This window comes from Sphingobium sp. CCH11-B1 (assembly GCF_001556865.1).
Classification (GTDB): Bacteria; Pseudomonadota; Alphaproteobacteria; order Sphingomonadales; family Sphingomonadaceae; genus Sphingobium.
This window is the reverse complement of sequence record NZ_LSJY01000062.1, coordinates 1-24,820: the sequence shown is the minus strand read 5'-3', so window position 1 is coordinate 24,820 and position 24,820 is coordinate 1. Positions and strand designations below refer to the sequence as shown.

At 64.3% G+C, this 24,820-nt stretch carries 25 protein-coding genes and 1 tRNA gene; 9 read left to right on the top strand and 17 right to left on the bottom strand.

Annotated features, from left to right (window positions below; genetic code table 11):
* Positions 1-81 precede the first annotated feature (81 nt).
* From AX724_RS06700 to AX724_RS06690, 4 genes are all read left to right on the top strand, one after another.
* Entirely contained in the window at positions 82-552 is a 471-nt protein-coding gene (locus tag AX724_RS06700) for a restriction endonuclease (RefSeq protein ID WP_231736535.1), read from the top strand.
* 59 nt (positions 553-611) lie between these two features.
* Positions 612-1,085: a lytic transglycosylase domain-containing protein gene (locus tag AX724_RS06695; RefSeq protein WP_231736534.1), complete on the top strand. Its 474-nt coding sequence runs from the start codon at positions 612-614 to the stop codon at positions 1,083-1,085.
* Positions 1,086-1,432: 347 nt separating this feature from the next.
* Positions 1,433-1,639 carry a hypothetical protein gene (locus AX724_RS23940; RefSeq protein ID WP_197421498.1) on the top strand — a complete coding sequence of 69 codons (207 nt, stop codon included), beginning with the start codon at positions 1,433-1,435 and terminating at the stop codon, positions 1,637-1,639.
* The gene (locus AX724_RS06690) at positions 1,623-2,702 is read left to right on the top strand and encodes a tyrosine-type recombinase/integrase (protein WP_066764613.1); all 1,080 of its coding nucleotides are present in this window, start codon (positions 1,623-1,625) and stop codon (positions 2,700-2,702) included. The genes AX724_RS23940 and AX724_RS06690 overlap by 17 nt, the downstream gene beginning before the upstream one ends.
* Positions 2,703-2,773: 71 nt before the next feature.
* On the opposite strand, the gene AX724_RS06685 is transcribed toward AX724_RS06690, so the two are convergent.
* The 6 genes from AX724_RS06685 to AX724_RS06660 all read right to left on the bottom strand — a co-directional run bounded on the left by AX724_RS06685 (position 2,774) and on the right by AX724_RS06660 (position 8,648).
* A tRNA-Lys gene (locus tag AX724_RS06685) sits at positions 2,774-2,849 on the bottom strand.
* 105 nt (positions 2,850-2,954) lie between these two features.
* The gene (gene rodA / locus AX724_RS06680; protein WP_066764611.1) at positions 2,955-4,067 is read right to left on the bottom strand and encodes a rod shape-determining protein RodA; all 1,113 of its coding nucleotides are present in this window, start codon (positions 4,065-4,067) and stop codon (positions 2,955-2,957) included.
* The gene (gene mrdA, locus AX724_RS06675) at positions 4,064-6,139 is read right to left on the bottom strand and encodes a penicillin-binding protein 2 (RefSeq protein WP_066764610.1); all 2,076 of its coding nucleotides are present in this window, start codon (positions 6,137-6,139) and stop codon (positions 4,064-4,066) included. The genes rodA and mrdA overlap by 4 nt, the downstream gene beginning before the upstream one ends.
* Positions 6,136-6,663, bottom strand: a complete 528-nt coding sequence (gene mreD, locus AX724_RS06670) for a rod shape-determining protein MreD (RefSeq protein WP_066764609.1) — start codon at positions 6,661-6,663, stop codon at positions 6,136-6,138. The genes mrdA and mreD overlap by 4 nt, the downstream gene beginning before the upstream one ends.
* Positions 6,660-7,580: a rod shape-determining protein MreC gene (mreC, locus tag AX724_RS06665; protein ID WP_066764606.1), complete on the bottom strand. Its 921-nt coding sequence runs from the start codon at positions 7,578-7,580 to the stop codon at positions 6,660-6,662. The genes mreD and mreC overlap by 4 nt, the downstream gene beginning before the upstream one ends.
* Before the next feature lie 21 nt (positions 7,581-7,601).
* A complete protein-coding gene (locus AX724_RS06660; RefSeq protein ID WP_021319842.1) occupies positions 7,602-8,648 on the bottom strand; it encodes a rod shape-determining protein in 1,047 nt (348 codons plus the stop codon).
* 160 nt (positions 8,649-8,808) lie between these two features.
* On the opposite strand from AX724_RS06660, the gene mutL reads away from it, so the two are divergent.
* Both mutL and AX724_RS06650 read left to right on the top strand, forming a co-directional pair.
* Positions 8,809-10,596: a DNA mismatch repair endonuclease MutL gene (gene mutL, locus AX724_RS06655; RefSeq protein ID WP_066764604.1), complete on the top strand. Its 1,788-nt coding sequence runs from the start codon at positions 8,809-8,811 to the stop codon at positions 10,594-10,596.
* 4 nt (positions 10,597-10,600) lie between these two features.
* Positions 10,601-11,092, top strand: coding sequence for a hypothetical protein (locus tag AX724_RS06650; protein ID WP_066764603.1), 492 nt, complete (start codon positions 10,601-10,603; stop codon positions 11,090-11,092).
* 10 nt (positions 11,093-11,102) lie between these two features.
* Here AX724_RS06650 and AX724_RS06645 read toward each other — a convergent pair whose 3' ends face one another.
* From AX724_RS06645 to ychF, 4 genes are all read right to left on the bottom strand, one after another.
* Positions 11,103-11,570, bottom strand: a complete 468-nt coding sequence (locus AX724_RS06645) for a MaoC family dehydratase (RefSeq protein ID WP_066764645.1) — start codon at positions 11,568-11,570, stop codon at positions 11,103-11,105.
* 54 nt (positions 11,571-11,624) lie between these two features.
* On the bottom strand, positions 11,625-13,175 hold the full coding sequence (locus tag AX724_RS06640; RefSeq protein ID WP_066764602.1) for an alkaline phosphatase D family protein: 1,551 nt from the start codon (positions 13,173-13,175) through the stop codon (positions 11,625-11,627).
* An 87-nt stretch (positions 13,176-13,262) separates the two neighbouring features.
* Positions 13,263-13,757, bottom strand: coding sequence for a DNA-deoxyinosine glycosylase (locus AX724_RS06635; RefSeq protein ID WP_066764601.1), 495 nt, complete (start codon positions 13,755-13,757; stop codon positions 13,263-13,265).
* Between the two features lie 95 nt (positions 13,758-13,852).
* Positions 13,853-14,953 carry a redox-regulated ATPase YchF gene (ychF, locus tag AX724_RS06630; protein WP_066764599.1) on the bottom strand — a complete coding sequence of 367 codons (1,101 nt, stop codon included), beginning with the start codon at positions 14,951-14,953 and terminating at the stop codon, positions 13,853-13,855.
* A 166-nt stretch (positions 14,954-15,119) separates the two neighbouring features.
* Between ychF and AX724_RS06625 the strand changes: the two genes are divergently transcribed.
* Entirely contained in the window at positions 15,120-15,608 is a 489-nt protein-coding gene (locus AX724_RS06625) for a DUF983 domain-containing protein (RefSeq protein WP_082733422.1), read from the top strand.
* Here AX724_RS06625 and AX724_RS06620 read toward each other — a convergent pair.
* The 7 genes from AX724_RS06620 to AX724_RS06590 form a co-directional block, all read right to left on the bottom strand.
* A complete protein-coding gene (locus AX724_RS06620; protein WP_066764597.1) occupies positions 15,568-16,251 on the bottom strand; it encodes a DUF2490 domain-containing protein in 684 nt (227 codons plus the stop codon). The two genes, AX724_RS06625 and AX724_RS06620, sit on opposite strands and share 41 nt — an antisense overlap.
* A gap of 126 nt (positions 16,252-16,377) precedes the next feature.
* Positions 16,378-18,009: an alpha-D-glucose phosphate-specific phosphoglucomutase gene (locus AX724_RS06615; RefSeq protein ID WP_066764640.1), complete on the bottom strand. Its 1,632-nt coding sequence runs from the start codon at positions 18,007-18,009 to the stop codon at positions 16,378-16,380.
* Between the two features lie 82 nt (positions 18,010-18,091).
* Positions 18,092-19,345, bottom strand: coding sequence for an HD-GYP domain-containing protein (locus tag AX724_RS06610; protein WP_156448013.1), 1,254 nt, complete (start codon positions 19,343-19,345; stop codon positions 18,092-18,094).
* 63 nt (positions 19,346-19,408) lie between these two features.
* On the bottom strand, positions 19,409-19,978 hold the full coding sequence (gene pth / locus AX724_RS06605; RefSeq protein WP_066764593.1) for an aminoacyl-tRNA hydrolase: 570 nt from the start codon (positions 19,976-19,978) through the stop codon (positions 19,409-19,411).
* Positions 19,979-20,134: 156 nt separating this feature from the next.
* A complete protein-coding gene (locus AX724_RS06600; protein WP_066764591.1) occupies positions 20,135-20,755 on the bottom strand; it encodes a 50S ribosomal protein L25/general stress protein Ctc in 621 nt (206 codons plus the stop codon).
* A gap of 122 nt (positions 20,756-20,877) precedes the next feature.
* Entirely contained in the window at positions 20,878-21,756 is an 879-nt protein-coding gene (locus AX724_RS06595) for a TraB/GumN family protein (RefSeq protein WP_066764590.1), read from the bottom strand.
* A gap of 4 nt (positions 21,757-21,760) precedes the next feature.
* A complete protein-coding gene (locus AX724_RS06590; protein ID WP_066764638.1) occupies positions 21,761-22,660 on the bottom strand; it encodes a TraB/GumN family protein in 900 nt (299 codons plus the stop codon).
* A gap of 145 nt (positions 22,661-22,805) precedes the next feature.
* On the opposite strand from AX724_RS06590, the gene AX724_RS06585 reads away from it, so the two are divergent.
* Both AX724_RS06585 and glyS read left to right on the top strand, forming a co-directional pair.
* Positions 22,806-23,678, top strand: coding sequence for a glycine--tRNA ligase subunit alpha (locus tag AX724_RS06585; protein ID WP_066764589.1), 873 nt, complete (start codon positions 22,806-22,808; stop codon positions 23,676-23,678).
* A partial coding sequence (gene glyS, locus AX724_RS06580; protein ID WP_156448012.1) for a glycine--tRNA ligase subunit beta occupies positions 23,678-24,820 on the top strand: 1,143 nt, incomplete at its 3' end. The genes AX724_RS06585 and glyS, both read left to right, overlap by 1 nt.

The window sequence follows — 24,820 nt, the reverse complement described above, 5'->3', positions numbered from 1 at the left end:
CTGCTCATCCTTCTGGCTTTTTTCGTCCGTCGATTTCGGATGCCCGTGAAGCATCGCTGGCGGAGGCGGCAGGCCAGGGCCATGGCGGCCCAACTTCGCGGGCGGGACCGGTTGCAGCCGCCACAACTCCTCTATGCCCGCCTGCGCGCCATGGACCCGCTCGCGTTCGAGGAGCTTCTGCTCGAAAGTTTCGAGCGCCGTGGTCACAAGGTCATTCGAAACCGCCGTTACACCGGTGATGGCGGGATCGACGGACAGGTGGTCATCAATGGCGCAGTCTGGCTGATCCAGGCCAAGCGCTATGCTGATACGATCCGGCCGGAACATGTCCCGGCATTTGAGGCGCTCTGTCGCACGAAGGGGCGGCGCGGCCTCTTCATCCATACGGGACGGACCGGGCTGCAAAGCCGGGCCGCCGTCGCGCATGGCAGCACTATCGAAATCATTTCCGGTCGCGCGCTTCTGGCCTTGCTGACGGATGGGCCGTTTCCAGACCTCACCGGCTTAGGGCACCATGACCGAGCGGCGTCAAAGGCGATGAGGGCTGTATGATGCGTTTCGTTCCCTGTCTCATCGGTATATTGCTGTGCGGAGTGATAATTTCACCGTCCTTGGCGCAGGCCAGGACGCGCAATCGGGATGAGGAACGTCTAATCGGTGCGTGCATCCGCCAGGCCTCACTTGGCAGGCCCTGGCTCGAAAAGACGCTATGGGGCTTACGCGACCAGGAGGCAGGCTGGATCGGTGCCGAGGTCGCCAACACCAACGGCACCCATGACCTGGGGCCTTTGCAGATCAACAGTTGGTGGGTCGGACGCATCGCAGCGCATATCGGCCGGCCGAAAGCCCATGTGCGTCATTGGCTCCGTTTTGATCCCTGTTTCAACGCCGAGGCCGCACGGTGGGTGTTTCTGTCCGCTCTGCGGACGACGGGGGACTATTGGAAGGCCGTTGGCGTCTACCACAGCCCGACAACGTGGCGTCAGCGAAACTATATCGCCTCTGTGGCCATGCACCTGAGCGGAAGGTTCGGGAACGATGTGTTCGTGCCTGGAACTTCGCCCGCTACCGTACAACTGAAATGAGAGCACTAACGAATAACCGTCTTCAAGTTACTAAAAAATATGATATTATTACTTTTGCTTCGTGACATCGCGTGGGTGCTCCAGTGAGGAGCGCACAATGCGTTTTGCCATCTTTCGGACTTCGGGGCCGACTCTTGTCCCAGTGGGAGTTGCAGCCACTATCGTCCGCTTCCCGGACGCTGAGGCCCATCCATCTACAGCGGCGCCCAACCGGATACGGCGCTCTTCGTCACAGCCAGATATAACGTCAGATCTCACCAACCGGCTCGCCAAGGGAGGGAGTGGGGAGTGCGCCAGGCAGGGGAACACGAGTTGGGTTCGCGTCCTGCGGTCTTTGGCAGCGTGCTGTGGCCGAACAGCGTAAATCCTCACCACGACGCCCCAGTCTCGCCCAGGCCATCCGTATGGCCTGCGAGGGTGGACTGACGATCGTGCGCACCGAGATCCACCCTGATGGGCGGATCATCCTCGTGCATCTGGAAACGGAACCATCCGCGGTTTCGTCGACCCCGTTCGACGAATGGAAGGCGCGGCGCGATGCGCGTCAATCTTAAAGGTGTCCACAGGGTACGCAAGAAACTGGCAAGCGGCCTATACGCAACCTACTATTATGCGTGGCGTGGAGGGCCCCGCATCGAGGCCAAATTCGGCACACCGGAATTCCATCAGGCTTATGTCACAGCGCACGATGAGCGAAAAAGCAGGCCCAAACCAAGCGACACGCTCAACGGCGTGTTTCGGGCTTTCGAGCAATCCACCGATTATACCCGTCTCGCTCCCCGCACCCGCAAGGACTATGGGAAGCATCTGAGATTCATCGAAACGGAGTTCGGAGACTTTCCGATAGGCGCACTGGGTGACCCGCGCACGCGCGGCGAGTTTCTGGCTTGGCGCGATCGAATTGCCGGCACATCGGAACGCACGGCGGATTATCGCTTTGCGGTTTTGGCGCGGATTCTTGCATGGGCGCTTGATCGCGGACTGGTCGTCGCCAACCCCTGCAAACGGCCCGGCCGTCTATATCAATCCGGCCGCGTCGATTCCGTCTGGAAAGACGGTGACGAGGAAGCCTTCTATAAGCACGCTCCGCCCCACCTACACCTGGCCATGACGCTCGCCTTGTGGACAGGGCAGCGTCAGGGCGATCTCATCAACCTGCCCTGGGCGGCGTATGACGGCGCGGAAATCCGTCTCACGCAGAGCAAGACAAAGAGCAAAGTGAAGAACCGCAAGCCCAAGCGGGTGATCGTTCCTGTGGGAGCACCGCTCAAGCTTGCGCTGGACGCTTTGAAGGCCCGCTACGACGTCGAGGGGAAGTCGTTGCCGGCAACGATACTGCTCACCGAACGCGGGCAATCCTGGACAAGCGACGGCTTTCGGACATCGTGGCGCAAGGCCTGTGTGAAAGCCGGTGTCGCTGGTCTCACCTTCCACGACCTGCGGGGCACTGTCGTGACCCGCCTGGCGATCGCAGGAGCGAGTGTTCCGCAGATCGCGACGATCACCGGGCATAGCCTCAAGGACGTCGAGACGATCCTCGATACGCACTATCTCAAGCGGGATTCCGAGATGGCGGAAACGGCCATTTCGAAGCTCGAAAACCGGAGGAAATTGTAAACCAAGCTGTAAACTGGAGGGGGTGGGTCCAGCTTTGGACCTCAAAATACCGCCTAAGTCTTTGAAAGATATGGTGGACGCACTTGGGCTCGAACCAAGGACCCGCTGATTAAGAGTCAGCTGCTCTACCAACTGAGCTATGCGTCCGTTGCCGGTCGGAACCCGTCCGGCGAGGAGCGGCTGTTAGCAGGCACCTTCGCCTTTGCAAACAGGAAATCACCCCCGGCCGAAAATTTTTCGCGGACGCTTCGGTCAGGCCCAGCTACCCGGCGTCGCGCGCCGCTTGCGGGCCCGGTCGATCGACATGATGATGCCCACGCACAGCATCACCGTCAGCATCGACGATCCGCCATAGGACATGAAGGGCAACGGAATGCCCACGACCGGGGCAAGTCCCATCACCATCATCAGGTTGATGGCGACGTAAAAGAATATGGTGGTGGTGAGGCCCGCGGCGGCGAGGCGGGAGAATTTATCCGGTGCGCGCAATGCCACGCGGATGCCCCAACGGAACAGCAGAAGGAAGGCCAGGATCAGCAACGTGCCGCCCAGCAGGCCCCATTCCTCCGCCATCGTCGCGAACACGAAATCCGTATGGCCTTCGGGCAGGTAGTCGAGGTGGCTCTGGGTGCCGCGCAGGAAGCCCTTGCCGAGCCAGCCGCCCGAGCCGATCGCGATCTTCGACTGGCTGATATGATAGCCCGCACCCAGCGGATCGCTCTCCGGGTCGAGGAAGATGAGAACCCGGTTCTTCTGATAATCATGCAGAAAGCTGAAGGCGATCGGGATGACCGCCGCGCCCGCAAGGGCCGTGCCGATGAACAGCCGCAGCGGCAGCCCGGCGAGGAACATCACCGTCACGCCGCCGGCCGCGATCATCGTCGCGGTGCCGAGATCCGGCTGCACCAGGACCAGCGCCCATGGCACACCGATCAGCACCAGCGCCGGCCAGATTGCGTTCCACCGCCGGATTTCCCCCACCGGCAGCATCGCGTAGAAGCGGGCGATGGTAAGGACGATGACCGGCTTCATGAATTCGGACGGCTGCAACTGCATGAAGCCAAGGTTGATCCAGCGCTGGCTGCCGCCTGCGACGCCGCCGATCAGCTCTACCCCGAACAGCGCCGCCAGCACCGCGCCATAGGCGGGGAAGGCGTAGCGGGCAAATATGTCCACGGGAATGCGGCTGAGGCTGAGCGCCATGACGGAAAAGATGAAGAAACGGAGCGCCTGGTTGAAGGCCCAGGGGAAGATGTTGCCGCCGGCTGCGCTGAACAGCACGACCGTGCCGAACCCCGCGATGGCGAACAGCAGCGCCAGGATGCGCCAGGGAAAGTCGGCCAGCGGCTTGGGAACGATGCTCATCGCTCGTCCGTCATATTGGAACCCGGCGGCGGCGGGACATCGTCCGCCTCACCTGCAGGCGCGGGTGGAGGCGCGGGCGTCGCCATATTGGCGGCTGCCGCATTGTCCGTGACATTGGCGACAGGCGGCGGCGCTTCGCCCTTCTCGATCGCTTTGGCCAGGCGAAAGGCGGCCATTTGCCGTGCCTGCCGCTCGGCCGGCGTACCGCCCCAACCCTTCTCCAGCGTTTCCAGCTTCTCCATCGCCTTCCTGGGGTCGAACAGGTAGGACAATGTGTCGCTGGCGATCATCGGCGCGTCTTCGATCCGGTTGATATGGCCACCATGTTCGATGATGCAGGCGATGGCGTAGCGCGGATTGTCGAACGGCGCAAAACCCTGGAACAGCGCATGGTCGCGCAGCTTGAAGGGCAGGCCGGCATTGCCGCGCACGCCGCCGGCGCGCTCCGCCATGGTGATGCGCCGCACCTGCGCCGTGCCCGTCTTGCCCGCGATCATCACGCCGGGAATGGAGCTGCGCGCTGCCGCGCCGGTGCCGCCGCCGTTCACCACCGCATTCATCGCGTCGCGAATGACGACCAGATGGTCCTCGCTGACGCCCACCGGTTCGGGCGTGGCATGGGGCGCGCCGTAGATGAAGTTGGGCATCAGTTGGCGTCCTGTCGCCAGCCGCGCCGCCATGACTGCCATCTGCAGGGGATTGATGAGCATATAGCCCTGGCCGATGGTGGCGTTCACCGTGTCATAGACTTGCCATTTCTGATCATATTTCCGTTCCTTCCAAGCCGGGTCTGGCACGGTGCCATAGCTCTGGCTGGGGAAGGGGAGCGGGAATTTCTGGCCCATGCCGACGCGCCGGGCCATGCTGGCGATGCGGTCCATGCCGATGCGCTGGGCCATCTGGTAGAAATAGATGTCGCAGCTTTGCGCGATCGCGCCGCGCATGTTGAGCGGCCCGTGGCCGCGCCGCTTGTGACAGTGGAACAGCGTGTTGCCGACCCGGATCGCGCCGCTGCAACTGACCGTCTCGGTCGGTGAAACCCCCGCTTCCAGCAGCGCCAGCGCCACCATGGGCTTGACCGTCGACCCGGGCGGATAGAGGCCCTGCAGTGTCTTGTTGCGCAGCGGGACATGATCGTCCTTCGACAGCATCTCATATTCCAGATGGCTGATGCCGTCGGAAAAGCTGTTCGGATCGAAGCTGGGCATGGAAGCGAGCGCCAGCACGTCGCCATTATGGCAATCGATCACGACCACCGATCCGCTTTGCGTCGCAAGCCGACGCCCGGCAAATTCCTGAAGGCCAGCGTCAATCGTCAGCTTGATCGACCGGCCCGGCGAATCCGGCCGGGTCGTCAATTCCTGCACGATCTTGCCGCGTGCCGTCACCTCCACTCGCTTCGCGCCCGGCTTGCCGGTCAGCGGAAGATCGAACGCTTTTTCAAGTCCGTCCTTGCCGACCTTGAACCCCGGCGTGATGAGCAGAGGATCCTTGCGGGCCTTATATTCCTCCGCCGTCGCCGCGCCGACATAGCCCAGCAGATGGCCGACCGACGCGCCGGCCGGATAGTTGCGCGAAAAACCCTGACTCGGCGCAACGCCCGGCAAGTCGGGCAGACGCACGCTGATCGCCGCATATTGATCGTAGGTCAGCTTGTCGGCGACCTGCACCGGACGGAAGCCGGCGGATTTGTCTAGCTCCTCGCGAATGCGATCGACCTCGTCGGGTTGCAACGACAGCAGGCGAGCCAGTTGGCGCACGGTCGACTCCGGGTCCACCATGCGCTGCGGGATCAGGTCGACGCGGAAATCGGTGCGGTTGTTCGCCAGCGGCCGTCCGTTGCGGTCGATGATCCACCCGCGGCGCGGCGGAATCAGCGTCAGGTTGACGCGATTGCTTTCCGACAGCAGCGTATATTTCTCGTTCTGCGCGACGCTGATCCACGCCATGCGGCCGATCAGCATCGCACCGATCGCGCCCTGCAACCCGCCTACCACCATCGCGCGACGGCTGAAGGTCAAGGACTGGACGGCTTCGGTGATGATCTTGCGCTTGGGAGTGGGAAACTTCATGCCATTACGCGCCAGCGGTCGATCCGCGCGCATTGCCGGACGACGAAGGGGAAAAGAAGGATCGTCCAGACCATTTGGGGCAAGATCAGAAAGAAGCGCAAGGAACCTCCGCCGGTGATCCGCGCAAAGAACAGGCCACCGGAAATGCAGAAGATAATCGCCAACGCCGCGATAAGCCAGTCCTGCCGATAGCTGCGCCACACCATGCGATGTTCGATGGCGTCGATGGCGATGAGCGCGACGGTCCACAGAAACATGGCCGAGCCGATCGGCTGGCCGCTCGCCATGTCGTCGAACAGGCCCAGCGGCACGCCGATCCACGCACGCCACAATTCGGGGCGCAGCAGCCGCCATGACAGCAGTAACAGCAGTCCGAACGGCGGCATGATCGGCGACTGGGCGATGACGGGCAATGTCGTCAGCAGCGATCCCAGCAGCACGGTGACGATCGGTGTGGCCTCCAGCCGGAAACGGGAAGGGTGCCGCCCAAGCCGGGGAACATGATGCAGATGCGGGTCGATCATGGCGCGGCGGTGGCGGCGTTCGCAGGCCCGCTCTCGGCGGCGACGGGCGCGGCGGCCGGGCCGGGACGGGTCACCGCTTCCTCGAAGATGCGCTCGACCACCACAGCATCGACCCGCGCGGGATTGGCGAGCGGGACGCCATAGGCGATCTCGCCCTGCGCGCGCACCACGACGGCGACCGGTATATTGGGCTGATAGACGCCGCCGATGCCGGACGTGACGAGCAGGTCGCCTGGCTTGAACGGATTGCGGCCAGCAGACAGCGCGCGTATTTCTACCGATCCGTCGCCAAGTCCGGTGGAGATGGCCGGGATATTGTCGGCCGCCCGCCGCACCGGGACGATGTTGCTCGTGTCGGTCAGGAGCAGGACGTCGGAACTGTTGGGCGTGGTGCTGTGGACGCGGCCGATCAGCCCTTCCGGCGCGCGGACCGGCATGCCCGCCCGCACCCCCTGCCAACTGCCCGCATTGAGGCGCGCGAAGCGCCGCGCGCTGGATGAGGAGGACGCGATCAGGCGCGCGGCGAGCAGGTCGCTGCTATCCTCGTCCACCAGTTTCAGCAGCTTCTTGAGGCGCAGATTCTCCTGCGCCACGGCCTTCGCCTCGATGATGCGATTGCGGTCCGCCTCCACCTGCCGACGCAGCGCGACATTCTGCGATCCCGCACGCCAGTAGGATGCCAGCACCTCGTCCACGGACGCGACGCCGCTCACCATGCCTTTCATCGTGACGGACGCAGGCCGGCCGATTTCGGCGGCGGCGACGCGCAGCGCCGAAAAGCCGGTCGGGTCGAAAATGGCGATGACGATGAGCAGCAGTCCCACCGCAGCGCCCGTCAACGCCACGACATAGCTGGCGAACAAGCTATATTGCGCCCGCCGGTTCAGACCGGGGCGTCGGCTGGGTGGCCGCGCCATCCTCTATGCCCCCTTCAAGCGTCAGGCGGTTTGCAGCACGCCCCGGAAGATCGGATCTTCCATCGCGCGCCCGGTGCCGATGGCGACGCAGGTCAGCGGATCTTCGGCGATGGTGACGGGCAGTCCGGTCTCGTCGCGCAGCTCGTCGTCCAGCCCCTTGAGCAGCGCGCCGCCGCCGGTCAGCACGATGCCCTGATCGACGATGTCGGCCGCGAGTTCCGGCGCGGTGTTTTCCAGCGCGATCCGCACGCCTTCGACAATGGTGCTGATCGGTTCGGCCAATGCGTCCGCGATCTGGCCCTGGTTGATGCTGATTTCCTTGGGCACGCCATTCACCAGGTCGCGACCCTTGATATGGATCGTCTCGCCGACGCCATCCTCGGGCGGCTGCGCGACGCCGAACTGCTTCTTGATCCGTTCGGCGGTGGCTTCTCCGATCAGCAGATTGTGGTGGCGGCGGACGAACGACACGATCGCTTCGTCCATCTTGTCCCCGCCCACGCGGACGGAGGTCGTATAGGCAAGGCCCCGCAGCGACAGCACGGCGACTTCGGTCGTACCGCCGCCGATATCGACGACCATCGATCCGATCGGCTCGGTCACGGGCATGTCGGCGCCGATCGCGGCCGCCATCGGCTCCTCGATCAGGAAAACCTGGCTGGCGCCCGCGTTGCTGGCAGCGTCGCGGATCGCGCGGCGCTCGACGCTGGTGGAGCCCGACGGCACGCAGATCACGATTTCCGGCGCGCGCCAGGGGCTGTGCTTGCCGCCATGCACCTTGGTGATGAAATGCTTGATCATCTGTTCCGCGACATCGATGTCGGCGATCACGCCGTCGCGCAGCGGCCGGATGGCCTCGATCGAATCCGGGGTCTTGCCCATCATCAGCTTGGCGTCTTCGCCCACGGCCTTGACCCGCTTGACGCCGTTCAGCGTCTCCACCGCCACCACCGAAGGTTCATTGAGAACGATGCCGCGCCCGCGCACATAGACCACTGTATTGGCGGTGCCGAGGTCGATGGCCATATCCTGCGACGAAAATTTGAAGAGACGCGAGAAGATCGACATGCCTTATCCTGTATCGTCCGCCGCCCCCGTCAGCGCGTTGCGGGGCCGGTCGGATAGCGGTTTCGCTCGTCCGATCAGCCCTGTTTCCTTGCGCTTTGCAGAGCAAAAAATATGGGATCGCGGCTCGCGGAAAGCGCTCGATTGGGCTAGTCCCTAACCAATGTCAATACGCCGCCTGCCCGAACATCTGGTCAATCGTATCGCTGCCGGTGAAGTGGTTGAAAGACCCGCCAGCGCGCTCAAGGAACTGGTTGAAAATGCACTCGATGCGGGCGCGACTCGCATCGCTGTCCGCTTGTCCAACGGCGGCCTCGACCGGATCGAGGTCAGCGATGACGGATGCGGCATGGATTCGAGCGACATGGCCCTCGCGCTGGAACGGCATGCGACGTCGAAGCTGCCCGACGATGCCATTGAAAATGTAGCGACATTGGGCTTTCGCGGAGAGGCGCTGCCTTCCATCGCCAGCGTGGCGCGCCTTTCCATCGACAGCCGTCCGGCAGGTCGCGACGGATGGAACCGGACGATGGACAATGGTCAGCTGGTGGCGGAAGGCCCGGCCGCGCTGCCGCCGGGCACGCGTATCGCCGTGGAGCAACTCTTCGCGCGGGTTCCGGCGCGCCGCAAATTCCTTCGCTCGCCCAAGGCGGAATATGCCGCCTGCCTGGACGTCGTGCGCAGGCTGGCCATGGCCCATCCCGCCGTCGCCTTCTCCGTTGAGCATGATGGCCGCCGGGTGCTGGGCGTGCAGGGCGGGGAAGCACGGGAAGAAAGGGTGGCCGCGCTCACCGACCGCCAACTGGCCGACAATCATGTGATCGTCTCGCTTGAACGGGAAGGGGTGCGCCTGTCGGGCGTCGCGTCGCTGCCGACTTACAATCGCGGCGTTGGCGATCATCAATATCTGTTCGTCAATGGCCGTCCGGTGAAGGATCGGCTGCTGATCGGCGCGTTGCGCGGAGCCTATGCCGACATGCTGGCGCGCGACAGGCACCCGGTCGTCGCACTGTTCCTCGACGTCCCCGCGCAGGAGGTGGACGTCAACGTCCATCCCGCCAAGACCGAAGTCCGTTTCCGTGATCCGGCACTGATCCGCGGCATGATCGTGTCGGGCCTGCGCCGCGCGCTCGACGCCGAAGGCTTCCGCTCCGTGCAGATGGCCGATCCCGCCGGCCTTGCCGCCTGGCGGCCGGAACCGGTGTCTCCCACGCCCATCGGGGCGATGCCGATCTTCGACGCCGCCGCAGCGCCGGTCAGCTATAATCCGTTGTTCCAGTCGGCGCTTGCCGACCGCCGCCCGTCGTTCGCAGCGCCCCCGCCGCAAGCCCGCGCGGAGGCCGCCGCCGCGTCTGTACCGGAAGGACATGATTTTCCACTCGGCGTGGCGCGGGGGCAGGTGGCGCGCACCTATATCGTGGCGGAGGCCGAGGATGGCCTTGTCATCGTGGACCAGCATGCCGCGCACGAGCGGCTGACGCTGGAGCGGATGCGCCGCGCGATGGAGGGGCAGGGGGTCGCGAGCCAGGCGCTGCTGCTGCCCGAAGTGGTGGAACTGGACGAGCCTGCCTGCGACCGGCTGGAGGCACGGGCGGTGGAATTGCGAGACTTCGGGCTGGAGCTGGAACGGTTCGGTCCGTCCGCCATACTGGTGCGCGCGGTGCCCGCGATACTCGGCCAGTCGGACGTACATGGCCTCGTCACCGATCTTGCGGACGATCTTGCCGCCTATGACAGCGCGCTTTCGCTCATGGAACGGCTCGACCTCGTCGCCGCGACGATGGCCTGCCACGGCTCGGTCCGCGCGGGGCGGGTGCTGAGCGTTGCTGAAATGAACGCTCTGCTGCGGGAAATGGAAGTGACGCCCCGGTCCGGTCAGTGCAACCATGGCCGCCCGACCTGGGTAAAATTATCGCATGGGGATATTGAGAAATTGTTCGGGAGGAAATGAGCCGATGACGATCCTTGCCGCGCTGCTGCTTGCCGCCGCGCCCGCCTCCGCCTGCCCAGCTCCTGCACCGCTCGCGGAACCGTGGAGCAACTGGAACGGGGGCGGGCAGGCGGAGGCGGGGGTAGAGGCACAGGGTGCGCCGCTGCTGATCCCGGGCAAGGCGCTGACCGCGGATCTGAGGCCGATCGACCATGTCCATTTCGCCGCTCCACCAGGCAAGGGCGCGAAGGAAGGACGTGGCGGACTGTTCGTCCTGTCGCTGAAGGCGGCGGCGCGAGTTGGCATCGCGCTGTCGGGGGCGGCCTGGGTCGATGTCGTGACCGGCACCGTTCCGGTCGCTTCAGTCGACCACGGCCACGGCCCGGACTGTTCGGGTATTCGCAAGATCGTCTGGTTCGATCTGCCCGCCGGCCGCCATATCGTCCAGATCGCGGGCGCGATAGACCGGCGCATGCGCATCATGGCAACGGATGCGAAGACGCCCCAGCCGGGGTGACGGAGCAGGATTATATCGGCCGTGTCCGCCACATGACGATTGGGATCATCGTCAGTACGGGCTTGTCGCTCTGATTGTAGATCGTCACTTGATTACGGACGATGCCCATTTCGGGTCGGCTTGCCGATGCCTTCTTGCCGATCACCTCGTTCGTGCCGCGCAGCGTATCGCCGGGACGCACCGGACGTAGCCAGCGCAGTTCGTCCACGCCGATGGCGCCCAGGCTCGCCGCCTGCCGTCCTGGCTCCTTCTGCATCGCCGTAACGAACATTTTCATGAAGAGCGCCGTGCTGTGCCACCCGCTGGCCGCCAGCGTGCCGAAATGAGTCTGTGCGGCGGCTTCGTCCGACAGGTGGAATGGCTGCGCGTCGAATTCGGCCGCGAAGCGGATCACCTCTTCCCGCGATACGGTCAACGGCCCGAAGTCGAAACGGTCGCCGACCGCGATGTCCTCGAAATAGACTATGTCGTCAGCCATCATCGGTCTCCTGTCCGGGTGATGGCTTACGACCGCTTTCCGTTTACGTCAATGTCAGGCGATGCTGATCGAAGGCTGGCCGCGTGGCACGGTGAGCGTGGCGCGCGTGTTGATGTCGGCGCCCGCCGTCGACACATGGTCCATGACCCGGAACCGTGTCGTCCAGGCATCCGGCGTGACCTCGCACAGCAAATAGCCGCGCTGGTCGTTCAGGAATTTCAGCTGCGGATTGTTCCTGAACATAATGTCGCTTCCCGCGCGCAGGTCCGACCCGTCGCCGCCCGATGAGATGGAGGTGGAGACGAACTCTACCGCCACCGGCTTGCCCTCGCTTTCCAGCAGGCCCGCGAAATTCTGATGCTCGTCGCCGGTCAGCACGACGACATTGTCGAGCCCGCGCATTTTCGCCAGCACGCGCTTGCGCGCGACTTCATATCCGGCCCAGCTATCGAGATTGTAGATCTTTTCCTTCTCGTCGGCGTAACGGCGGCGATCGAGCGACATCATCATCACCTGCTGCGCGACGCAGTTCCACTTGGTCTGGGCCCGCGTCAGGTTCCGAGTCAGCCAGCTTTCCTCTTCGGCCGAGATCACCTGCGCCTTGGGATCGTCGATGCCCGCACAATGGGTCTTGAACCCGTCATCGCAAGGCTGGTCCGACCGGAAGGATCGGGTGTCGAGGAAGTCGATGGAGAGCAGGTCGCCGAAGCGGGCCTCCCGATACGCATTGGTGATGATGCCGTTGCGCGGCAGGAGCGCAGCGCGCACCGGCATATATTCGTACCAGGCCTGCAGGCCCGCCTGACGACGCAGGCGGAATATTTCCGGGGGAGCATCCTTCCAGTCGAAATCGCCGACCCAGTTATTCTCCACCTCATGATCGTCGAAGGTCGGGAACCATGTGTGCCGCGCGCGGGCGGCCTGCAGGTCATAGTCGCTCAGATACTGGGCGTAGCGCAGGCGGTAGTCGGTCAGGTCGAAACAATCCTGCCCGATATGCTGCCGCACCTGATCGACCGGCAGTCCGTCCTTGTCATAGTCCGGCCCGCGCTGCTCATATTCATAGATGAAGTCGCCGAAATGATAGACGAAGGCGAGATCGTCCTCCCGCGCCAGGTGCCGGAAGGCAGTGAAATAGCCGTCCTCATAATTCTGGCAGCCCGCGACCCCGAACTTGATCGAGGCGGGGCTGGATGATGGCAGGGGCAGGGTGCGTGCGCGACCCCGGCTCGACATGTCGCTACCCAGGATGAAGCGATACCAATAAGGCCGGTCGGGCTGCATGCCCGTCACCTCGACATGGACCGCATGGCCAAGTTCCGGCCGCGCCTGCGCTTCGCCCGAGGCGACAATGGTCTTGAACCGGTCGTCGCTTGCGACTTCCCATTTCACCGGCAACGGCACCATCGGCATGCCGCCATGCGGATCGAACGGCTTGGGCGCCAGCTTGGTCCAGATCACGAAGCCATCGGGCGCGGGATCGCCCGAAGTGACCCCAAGCGCGAAAGGATAGCCGGCGAACCAGCTTTGCGCCTTCACGATTGCGGGCGCGGCCAGCGTGGGCGCGATAGTTGCGGTGGTCAGGATCTGGCGGCGGGTGAACATGGGAGGGCGACCTTCGGATTCGTATGCGTGACCTGTGTCTTAATCCGCTCCCCTATCCGCGCAATATGACAGAACGATGCGCGTCGATCATACGACCCAGGGACGCAGGGCACGCCACGCCTCGGCCTTCTTCTCGCGCGACAGGCTGGCATAGGCGCCGCTGGAGGAGGGGAGGTCGATGAGCGTCAGGTCCGGCCGGTGCCCAAGCTGTCGCCGCCCATGCGTCGCTGCGGTCCTGCCGTTGAAGCCCACGGCCCGCAACGCCGGCAGGCGGCTGACGAAAAGGCCAAGGTCGCGCAATTCCGCACCCCGGATGCTGCCATCCAGGCTGCCTTCCCGCTCGGCGCTTTCGATCACGTCCCACAGGCCGACGGCACGCACTTTCAGCCGCTTGAGCCGCATCGCATACGGCAACCCGCGCAAATCCTCGTCCAGCACATCGCCCAGCAGATGCCAGAAGGCGTTGCCGCGATGCGCATAATATTCGCCCTGCCGGATCGATGCGTCGCCGGGCAGACTGCCCAGGATCAGCAGACGGGTGTCAGCGTCGACGCTGGGCGGAAAGGCGAATTTGAGGGGCAAGGCCTTTTTCCCGTCATCCCAGCGAAGGCCGGAATTTCAGGCCTTGGTGCGCTGCCGCCTGCGGCACCAGCCTCCGCCGGGGCGACGATGGGTGGCTACACATTGAACCGGAACAGCATGATGTCGCCATCCTGCGTCACATAGTCCTTGCCCTCGGACCGCCACTTGCCCGCCTCCTTGGCCCCGGCCTCGCCATTGAACTGGACATAATCGGCATAGGCCATGGTCTCGGCGCGGATGAAGCCCTTCTCGAAATCGGAATGGATCGCGCCCGCTGCCTGCGGGGCCTTGCTCCCCTTGGTCACGGTCCAGGCGCGCGCTTCCTTCGGCCCCACGGTGAAGAAGGTGATAAGGCCCAGCAACTCGTAGCCCGCGCGGATGATGCGGGCCAGGCCCGCTTCGGTGAGGCCCAGCGCTTCCAGATATTCGGCGCGCTCCTCGACCGGCATGGTGACCAGTTCCGCCTCGATGGCGGCGGACACGATCACGGCCTTGGCGCCCTCGGTCGCGGCCTTTTCGAACACGCGCGCCGAATGGGCGTTGCCTTCCGCCGCCGCTTCCTCCTCGACATTGCAGACGTAGAGGACAGGCTTGGCCGTCAGCAGCTGCGCCTGCGCGAACAGGCGCTCCTCTTCCACGTCGCGCGGCTGCGTCAGGCGGGCGGGCTTGCCATCGCGCAGCAGGTCGAGCGCCTGCCCCAGTACCGATGCGGCTGCCTTCGCCTCCTTGTCCCCCTGCGCCGCCTTCTTGGCGAAGTTCGGCACCCGCTTCTCCAGCGACTCCAGATCCGCCAGCATCAGCTCGGTCTCGACCGTTTCCGCGTCGGCGATGGGATCGACCTTGCCCTCGACATGGGTGATGTCGTCATCCTCGAAGCAGCGCAGGACGTGGACGATGGCGTCCACTTCGCGGATGTTGGCCAGGAACTGGTTGCCCAGACCCTCGCCCTTCGACGCGCCGCGCACAAGCCCCGCTATGTCCACGAAGCTCAGCTGCGTCTCGATGATCTTGGCCGAGCCGCCGATCTTCGCGATGGTCTGGAGCCGATCGTCCGGCACCGCGACACGGCCCTCGTTCGGTTCGATCGTGCAGAAAGGGTAATTGGCCGCCTGCGCAGCCTGCGTCTCGGTGAGCGCATTGAACAGGGTGGACTTGCCCACATTGGGAAGGCCGACGATACCGCAACGAAAACCCATTTGACTGCCTTACACGATCGGAATGACTGTTGCCGCGCCGATAGCGTCTGGCGCGCGGAAAGGCCAGCCTTGGTCAAACAGGTTAGCGGCGTGTCGGGGTAGGACAAAAGGCGCAGTTGAAAAGCGCTGCGGCCACGCGACATGGGGGCGGCAGATTGGAGGCGACATGACGGAACAGGGCGGCGCACAGGACGAAGGCTGGTGGACCGACGCGTCCGGCCGGCGGTGGAAGAAGCGTCCGGCGCATGAAACCGGCGTCATGGGCCGCTGTCCGCGCTGCGGGGAAGGGCACATCTTCCGTGGCTTCCTGACCGTGCGCGATCATTGCGAGGTGTGCGGCCTCGACTACAGCTTCGCCGACCCGGCGGACGGCCCAGCGGTTTTCGTCCAGCTTTTCGCCTGCGTGCCCGGGGTCATCTTCATCCTGATGCTGGAAATCTTGGCTCGGCCGCCGCTCTGGGTTCACATCGTCGTCGGAGTACCGGTGCTGATCCTGACCACCGTGCTGCCGCTGCGCCCGATCAAGGGATGGCTGGTCGCCGCCCAGTTCACAACCCGCGCGCAGGAAGCGGGCACCAGTGCGCTATGGGCCAAGCTGCATGACGAAGGGCGGGTCAATGCCGGAAGAACAGGGTCACCGACGCCACGTGATTGACGCGCGTGTTGCCGGCGCGCTGGTTGATGACCTGGTTGAGATAGCCGACCTCCAGCGTGGATGCGCCCGGCAGGCCGAGTTCCGCGCCGATGAAGCTGCGGAGCTGGTCGAAGCCTGAGCGCGCGCCCCAGTCGGTGTCGTTGAGCGCGGCGAAGCCTTCGGCATAGACCAGCGCATTCACGGCGTCGCTGTCAGCCTTCAGCGGCTTTTCGTAGCGGATCATCTCCCGCAATCGCCAGCCCATGTCGTCCCCGTCCGACCGCCAGCGCTGCTCCAGCCGGGTGCGGGACGACAATTCCCCGCCCCAGGGCTTGCCCAATGTCCAGCTCAGCTGCTGGAAGCTGCGTTCCTCATTCACATCCTTCCCGCCTTCGACAGGCAGGACGACGTGCGCGTATCCCTGATAGACGATGAGCGACGGTGAGAATTTCCACCCCAGCGCGCCCCGGAACAGCGCCTGATCCACGCGCGACACGCCGTCGCCCACACGTGGCTGGATTTCCGCGAAATAGACCAGTTCGTCCTTGATCGATCCCGTCGCCGTCAGATTGAGCCAGAATTGCTCATCTTCGCTGGTGGCGGCGACGGCGGGGCTGGACATAAAGGCAAGAGCGGCGGGCAGGCAAAGCAGAAGGCGGCGCATCTTGGTCCCTGGAAAGAGGATGAAGGGTGCGACCGGATCGATCGGCAGCCTGTCCTTCCTAATGCGCGCGCGTTTCCCTCTTGTTTCCGCCTCGTGAGTTTGTGTCAGACGCACCCCATGTTTGCGTCATGTAATGACGCTGGGGCGGTCCATGCCCGTGAAGCCGGCGATGTCCGCCACCTCCTGCGCGGCGGCGATCAGCGGCGACAGCGCGTCCGCCGTCTCCAGCGTCAGGTCGCCGTCAGGCCCGACATAGCGTTCGATATAGACGCGCAACGTCGCACCCTCGGTCCCGGTGCCCGAAAGGCGGAAGACGACACGGGATCCGTCGTCGAACAGGATGCGCACGCCCTGATTGCGGCTTACCGACTGGTCCGTGGGATCGGTATAGGCGAAATCGTCGGCGCTCTTCACCGTTCCGCCGCTGTTGGCAGTGCCCGGCAGGCTGTCCAGCTGGCCCCGCAGCGCCGCCATCAGCGCATCGGCCTTGTCCTTGGCGATCGCCTCGTAATCGTGTCGCGCATAATAGTTGCGCCCGTAGGTGGCCCAATGATCCGCCATGATCGCGGCCACGCTTTCTTGACGCACGGCCAGAATGTTGAGCCACAGCAGCACGGCCCAGATGCCGTCCTTTTCCCGCACATGGTCTGACCCGGTGCCTGCGCTTTCCTCGCCGCAGATGGTCGCCATGCCGGCGTCCAGCAGATTGCCGAAGAATTTCCAGCCGGTGGGCGTTTCATATAATGGCACGCCCAGCTTTTCCGCCACCCGGTCGGCCGCGCCGCTCGTCGGCATGGATCGCGCTATGCCTTTGAGACCCGCGGCATAGCCAGGGGCGAGATGGGCGTTGGCGGCCAGCACGGCCAGCGAATCCGATGGCGTCACATAGATATGCCGCCCGATGATGAGGTTGCGGTCGCCATCGCCGTCCGATGCCGCGCCGAAATCCGGCGCGTTCGGGGCCATCATTCGGTCGTATAGCTGCTTTGCATGGACCAGGTTGGGATCGGGATGATGATGGCCAAAGTCGGGCAGCGGCGTGCCGTTCATCACCGTGCCCGCCGGCGCGCCCAGCCTTCGCTCGAAAATTTCGGTCGCATAGGGACCGGTGACCGCGCTCATCGAATCGAAGGCGAGGGTGAAGCCGCCCGCGATCATCGCCCGGATGGCCGCGAAATCGAACAGCGTCTCCATGAGGTCGGCGTAGTGGGCGACGGGATCGACCACCTGGACCGTCATGTCGCCCAGCATCGTTTCACCGATGGTATCGATGTCGACATCGGCGGCGTCCAGAATTGTATAGCTGTTGATCGCCAGCGTCCGCGCGTTGATCGCGTCGGTCACCTTCTCCGGCGCGGGGCCACCATTGCCGATATTATATTTGATGCCGAAATCCTCGTCGGGGCCACCCGGATTGTGGCTGGCCGACAGGACCAGACCGCCGAACGCGCCCGCCGACCGGATCAGGTGGGATGCCGCTGGGGTCGACAATATGCCGCCCTGGCCGACAAGCACGCGGCCAAATCCGTTGGCCGCCGCCATTTTGAGCGCGATCTGGATGACTTCACGATTGAGGAAGCGCCCGTCGCCACCCACCACCAGGGTTTGCCCCTGATATCCTTCCAGGCTGTCAAAGACCGACTGGATGAAATTTTCGGCATAATGGGGCTGCTGGAACACCCGCACCTTTTTGCGCAGGCCGGACGTGCCGGGCTTCTGATCGGCATAAGGGCGGGTGGCGATGGTCTGGACCGGCACGTTGATCTCCGAAAGAAAACGGGGAAGCGCGCTGCTTATGATCGGCGCTCCACGCTTTCGCAATCACCTATGCCGCTTTATCTCATGCGCAATGCAGGTTGACGGCGGCGGCGGGCTGGTAACGCCCGGCCATCAGCTCGTCGTGCAGCCGCCGCCAGTCGGGGAAGGGCCAGTGCGCCGGCTCTTCACGGCTCACCACCTGATCGCCGTCCATGCCGCCAGTGATGAACACATCCCGTGCCGGCAGGAATTCGCGTGCGCGTGCGTCGAAGAAGGCGCGCGCCATCGCCCGCGACCCGCGGCGGCCGTTGGGCAGAATCACCGCCAGCCGGTTCGACCGCAGCCGCACCAGCAGGCCGGGCGGAAAGATCGCCACGCTCTGCATGAAGGTGAAGAGCAGAGCGGGATCGCAATGTCCCTGCCAGCTTTCCATGCGCATGATCGCCTCTGCCGGCGTCCATGCCTGCTTGTAGCAACGGTCGGATGTCAGCGCGTCATAGATGTCGCAAATCGCGCCCATGCGCGCCGCCACGCTGATGTCGGAGCCTTTCAGGCCGAACGGATAGCCCGCACCATCGACCCGTTCATGATGATGTAGCGCCACGTCCAGCGCCACCGCCGGGACGTTGCCGCTCGTTACCAGAAGTTCGTGGCCGGACAGCGGGTGACGCTTCACCTCTGCGAATTCGCTGTCGGTCAGGCGGGCCGCCTTGTTCAATATGTCGGCTGGCATGGCCATCTTGCCGACATCGTGCAGCAGGCCGGCGACGCCCATCTCGTGGACCCGCGCCTCGTCCATCTGGAGCTGCCGCGCGAAATTGATCATCAGCGCGCAGACGGCGACTGAATGGAGATAGGTATATTCGTCCTTGGACTTCAGCCGCGCCATGTTGATGAGCGTCGCCTGGCTGCGCTCCACCGAGCGAGCGATGTCCTCCACCAGCGACGCGACATCGTCGGTCACGACCAGCTTGCCGAGGCGCGCGTCGTGGAACAGCCCTCTTACCAGCGCCTGACCCTGGCTTAGGATCGTCCGGGCCCGTTGGACCTCCGGGTCAGAAAGCGGGCGGTCCGTAGCAGAGGGTTCGGCCTGGTCCCCCTTTTCGGACGGAATCGGTCCGGCACCCGCCCGCGCCGGCGCAACGCCCAGGGCGGTATCGATCAGCAGCGCGTCGATGCCGCTGGCGCGGATCCTTGCAAGCACCCGTTCGTCCTTGATCAGGAAGCGGGCGCGCCAAAATGGATGTTTGAACCAGGACCCTTCAAAACCAGACACATACATGCCCACGCATGCCATGTCGGGCGCGATACGCAGCAGGGTTTCTCCACCTCTCACGTCCCCCGCGTTATCCGGGCTTCGCTAAAAAATGGTTGAAATGCCCGGCTTGCACCCTTCGCCCTATGCCGCCAGCCGAAGCGCAACCTCGTTCATGAACCGGACGTCGTCATTCTTGGCCAGCCATTCGGCCTCCGCGCCGATGGCGCCCAGCATGTCGGCCAGCGCATCCGTCTCGCTCTTGGCATAGTTGCCCAGCACATAGCCATGCACCCTGTCCTTGTGTCCGGGGTGGCCGATGCCGATGCGCACCCGGCGGAAATCCGGCCCGATATGGGCATCGGTGGAGCGCAGGCCGTTATGCCCGGCATTGCCGCCGCCGCGCTTCACCTTGACCTTCATGGGCGCAAGGTCGAGCTCATCGTGAAAAACCGTCACATCCTGCGGCGTCAGCTTGTAGAAACGCATCGCATCGCCAATGGACCGGCCGCTTTCGTTCATGAAAGTGGCGGGTTTCAGCAGCAGGATCTTCTCAGGCCCGATGCGGCCTTCCTGCACCCATCCCTGGAACTGCTTCCTGGGTGGGGAGAAGCGATACAGATCGGCGATGAGGTCCGCGGCCATGAAGCCCACATTGTGCCGGTGCATCGCATATTGCGGTCCCGGATTGCCGAGTCCGGCCCAGATCTGCATGGCTGACCTCCCGAAAAGACGAACCCCGTTCGCCCTGAGCGTCTCGAAGCCCTCGCCTGAGCGGATCGAAGACTGACCTTCGCGTCGCTCAGTTGAGGGCTTCGACTTTGCTCAGCCCGAACGGGGTCTGACAAGTCTTCAAGAACCGAAGAAGCCTTATTCGGCTTCGGCTTCGCCTTCCTTGGTCGTGTCGCCTTCGCTGCTCTTGAGAGCGGACGGCGCAACGATCGTGGCGATGGTGAAGTCGCGATCGTCGATCGCGGTCTTCGCGCCCTTGGGCAGCGTCACCGCGCTGATGTGGATCGAATCACCGACTTCGAAGCCCGACAGGTCGACGACGACATCCTCGGGGATTTCGGCTGCGTCGACCACCAGTTCGATATCGTGACGCACGACGTTCAGCACGCCGCCCTTCTTCAGGCCAGGCGCGGCGTCTTCATTCTCGAAGCGCACAGGCACGTTGACGCTGACGGTGGCGTGTTCCGAAACGCGCAGGAAATCGGCGTGCAGCGGACGGTCGGAGACGGGGTGGAACGCCACGTCCTTGGCCAGCGTGCGAACGGCCTTGCCGCCCACTTCGACCATGATGACCGAGTTGAAGAAATGGCCGGTGCCCAGCAGTTTGTTGAGGAGCTTTTCCTCGACGTGGATGGACTGCGGGTCTTGATTGTTGCCATAAATGACGGCGGGAACGCGGCCCTCGCGGCGGAGAGCGCGGGAGGCTCCCTTGCCTGCCCGATCGCGTGCCTCGGCCGACAGCGTAAGCTGCTCGCTCATTGCGTGTCTCCAAAAGCTAGATGATGTACTTTCCCGCCACGCCTCCAGGGATGACCATCGCGGGAAGGCGGCCCTTTAGCAGAAAGGGCGCGAAAGGCAAGGGGTGGTGCCAACAGCGGCCGCTATTGCACCCGCTTGACCGTAAAGCCCTTCGCCTCCAGCATCGCGATCAGGTTGCCCTTGCCCGTCAGATGGCCCGCGCCGACCGCGATGAAGGGGTGGCCCTTCATTGGCTCGATCGCCTTCACCCAGTCACGGTTGCGCGCGACCAATATCGCTTCCTCGACCACGGGATCGGGTTGTTCGCCGATCTCGTCCTCCTTCGCGATCGCGGCCATGTCACCCTTCAGCCACGCGGCAAGGATGCGGTCGTACAACGCCTTCATGCCCTTGGCTTCATGCACGGTCTGCACCAGCAGGCGCGATTGCGCGGCTTGCGGCAGCGTGTCGAACGCGCCGAACTGCCGCTCCACCGTTTCCAGCCCGCCGATCGGCTTGCCCGCTTGTTTGAACGTTGCGATCAGCACTGGCTCCACGCCGTCGCTCTGGCTGACGCCCAGGCCCTGCTGGCTTGCGGCGGACAGCAGCATCGCCGCTGCCCAGCTTTCATAGCCGGACAGCAATTGCGTGCTGGTTCCGCCGTCCGCCATCGCCTTGTCCAGCGCCGCGACCTCGCTTGCCGGCACCCGCTTCTCGAGAGGCGGCAGGCCGGGGCTGCGGCCCATCCTCTCGAATAGCGTCAGGGTCTTCTGCTCGTCCTGCAGGTCCGATGCTTCCAGCACCAGCCTGTCCGCCTCGCCCATCGCCGCCCGAATTGCCGGGGTGTCCCAGCCGATGCCCTTGGGCAGCACATGGATGGTGCCGAACAGCCAGCCCTTCATGTCGCCGCGCTCGACCTGCCACAGAGCGGGACCGCCGCCACTCGGCGGCTGCGGGGCAGCGGCCTTGTCGCAGGCAGTGACGATCAGGAGCGCGAAGAGCGCGAGCAGCCGGGTCAGCACGGGCTTATTTCCCCACCCGCGTCGATGCGACGCCTAGGGCCTTCAACTGGTCCTGCACGCTGCCCTTGCCCGCCAGATGGCCCGCGCCGACCGCGACGAAAACCGTGCCCGGCTGCGCAAGCCGCGTCTTGATCCAATGCGCCCAGGTCGCGTTGCGCCCGGTCAGCAGCACCTGCGCCAGTTCGGGCGTCGTCTCCAGCGACTCGTTCATCATCTTCGCCAGCTTGTCGGGTTGCCCCTCCTGCCAGTAGCGCAGCAGCGAACCGAATTCCGTTTCCATGTCGGGCAGGCCGTCGACCGTGGCGTTCAGGAACTGGATCTGCTGCGCCATCGGCAGACCGGCGAAGAAGCCGACCTGCTGTTCGATCGTCTCCAGCGCATCGACCTTCTTGCCTGCGCCGGTCGCCGCTGCGCGCAAGATCTTCTCCGCGCCGATGTCGCTGCGATAGCCCAGCTTCTCCAGCGGCGCGACCGACAGCGCCATGCCGCTCATCCAGGGATTGAACATCTCGAACGTCTGCCAGGGCAGGCCGTTCGCCTGCATCGCCGCCTGATAGGTCGCTCGCGCCTCCGGGGACAGCCGATCCGACAGCTTCACCCCGTCCTGCGCCACCGCCTGCCGCATCATGGTCGTGCCCAGCGCGGCGGGATCGTCCGGCTCGATGATCTCCAGCACCAGCTCGTCCGACGCGTCGAACGCCTGCTTTACCGGGCCTTTGAACCAGTCGATCCCCGGCTTCATCACATGGACGGTGCCGAACAGGTAGAGGGTGGTGTCAGCGTCCTTGACCTGCCAGAGGGCAGGGGAGGCGGCGGACGCATCGCGCGCCTCCGCCGCGCCGCTGGCCACCAGCAGGGCGGCGGGCGTGACGCGCAGAAGGGCGCGAAGCAGGAGGGGGATCATCTTCATGGCCGTGAAGATGCGCATCGCATGCGCGAAGGGCAAGCGGGTTTACCCTCTTTGCCGCCGCAATAGCTTGACCCTTTCCAAGCCATGCGCCAAGGCGCAGGGCCTGTCATTCAAGCCTGTAGCGTAAAGAAGGACCATCGTGGCCGAAGGCAAATCGCTTTCTTTCCAGGACCTGATCCTGACCCTCCATGCCTATTGGGGGCGGCAGGGCTGCGTCATCCTCCAGCCCTATGACATGGAGGTCGGCGCGGGCACCTTCCACCCGGCCACCACATTGCGCAGCCTTGGTCCCAATCCGTGGAACGCCGCCTATGTGCAGCCCAGCCGCCGCCCGACCGATGGCCGCTACGGCGAAAATCCCAACCGGCTTCAGCATTATTACCAGTATCAGGTGATCATGAAGCCGTCGCCGGCGAACCTGCAGCAACTCTATCTGGGATCGCTGGTGGAGATTGGCATCGATCCGCTCGTCCATGACATCCGCTTCGTGGAGGATGACTGGGAAAGCCCGACGCTGGGCGCCTGGGGGCTGGGCTGGGAAGTCTGGTGCGACGGCATGGAAGTCACCCAGTTCACCTATTTCCAGCAGATGGGCGGCTTCGACTGCAAGCCGGTCGCGGGCGAGCTGACCTATGGGCTGGAGCGCCTCGCCACGTATATTCAGGGTGTCGACAGCGTCTACGACCTGAAATTCAACGATGCCGGCGTGACCTATGGCGATGTCTTTCTCGAAAACGAGAAACAGATGTCGAAATGGAATTTCGAGGTCGCGGACACGGAAAAACTGTTCCGCTGGTTCAAGGACTGCCGGGCTGAATATGACCGGTGCATCGAAAACGGCGTGCCGCTCGCCGCATTCGAGCAGGCGATCAAGGCCAGCCATACGTTCAACCTCCTGCAGGCACGCGGAGTCATCTCGGTGCAGGAACGCGCCAGTTACATGGGCCAGGTCCGCGACATGGCGCGGGGCAGTTGCGAAGCCTGGATGAAGCATAACAAGTGGGCCGCCTGATGACTGATTTCCTCCTCGAACTGCGCTGTGAGGAAATTCCGGCGCGCATGCAGTTGAAGGCGTCCGACGACCTTGCCCGCCTGTTCACCGAGGAACTGGCGAAGGCCGGGTTGAAGCCTGCCGCGATCGACAGTTTCGTCACGCCGCGCCGGCTTGCCCTCATCGCGCGCGGCCTGCCGCTCGAAACCGCCGCCGTCAGCGAGGAATTCAAAGGACCGCGCACGTCCGCGCCCGATCAGGCGCTGGAGGGCTTCCTGCGCAAGACTGGCCTGACCAGGGACCAGCTTGAGGACCGGGACGGCGTCTGGTTCGCTGTCGTCGAAAAGCCCGGCCGCGCGACCGCCGACGTGCTGGCGGAGGCGGTGCCCACCGTCGTCCGCGCCTTCCCCTGGCCCAAGTCGATGCGCTGGGGCGCGGCCAGCCAGACGACCGAAAGCCTGCGCTGGGTCCGCCCCTTGCAGGGCATCGTCGCCATTTTGGGCGAAGACCTTGTCGACTTGGAGATTGAGGGCATCCGCTCCGGCTTCGCCACCCTCGGCCACCGTTTCCACCATTCGGGCGAGATCACGATCGGCGGTGCGCACGACTATGTCGAGAAATTGCGCGCCTGCCATGTGATCGTCAGCCATCAGGATCGGCAGGCGATCATCGAGGCGAAGGCCGCCGAAGCCGCCGCGGCGCTTGGGCTGGGCGTGATCGAGGACAAGGGCCTGGTTGCGGAGAATGCCGGCCTCACCGAATGGCCCGTGCCGCTGCTCGGTGATTTCGACCCGGCCTTCCTCGAAGTGCCGCCCGAGGTCATCCAGCTGACGCTGCGCATCAACCAGAAATATTTCGTGCTGAAGGACGCAAGCGGCAAGCTCGCGCCGGCCTTCATCTGCACCGCCAATATCGAGGCGAAGGATGGCGGCGCCGCGATCATCGCCGGCAACCGCAAGGTACTCGCCGCGCGGTTGAGCGATGCCCGCTTCTTCTGGGAACAGGACCGCAAGACGAAGCTGGAAGACCACGCCAAAAAGCTGGAACGCATCACCTTCCACGAAAAGCTCGGCACCGTCGCGGACAAGGTGGAGCGGGTTGCGAAGCTGGCGAGGTGGCTGGTGGAAGAGGGGATAATCCTCCCCACCAACACAACCGTCACC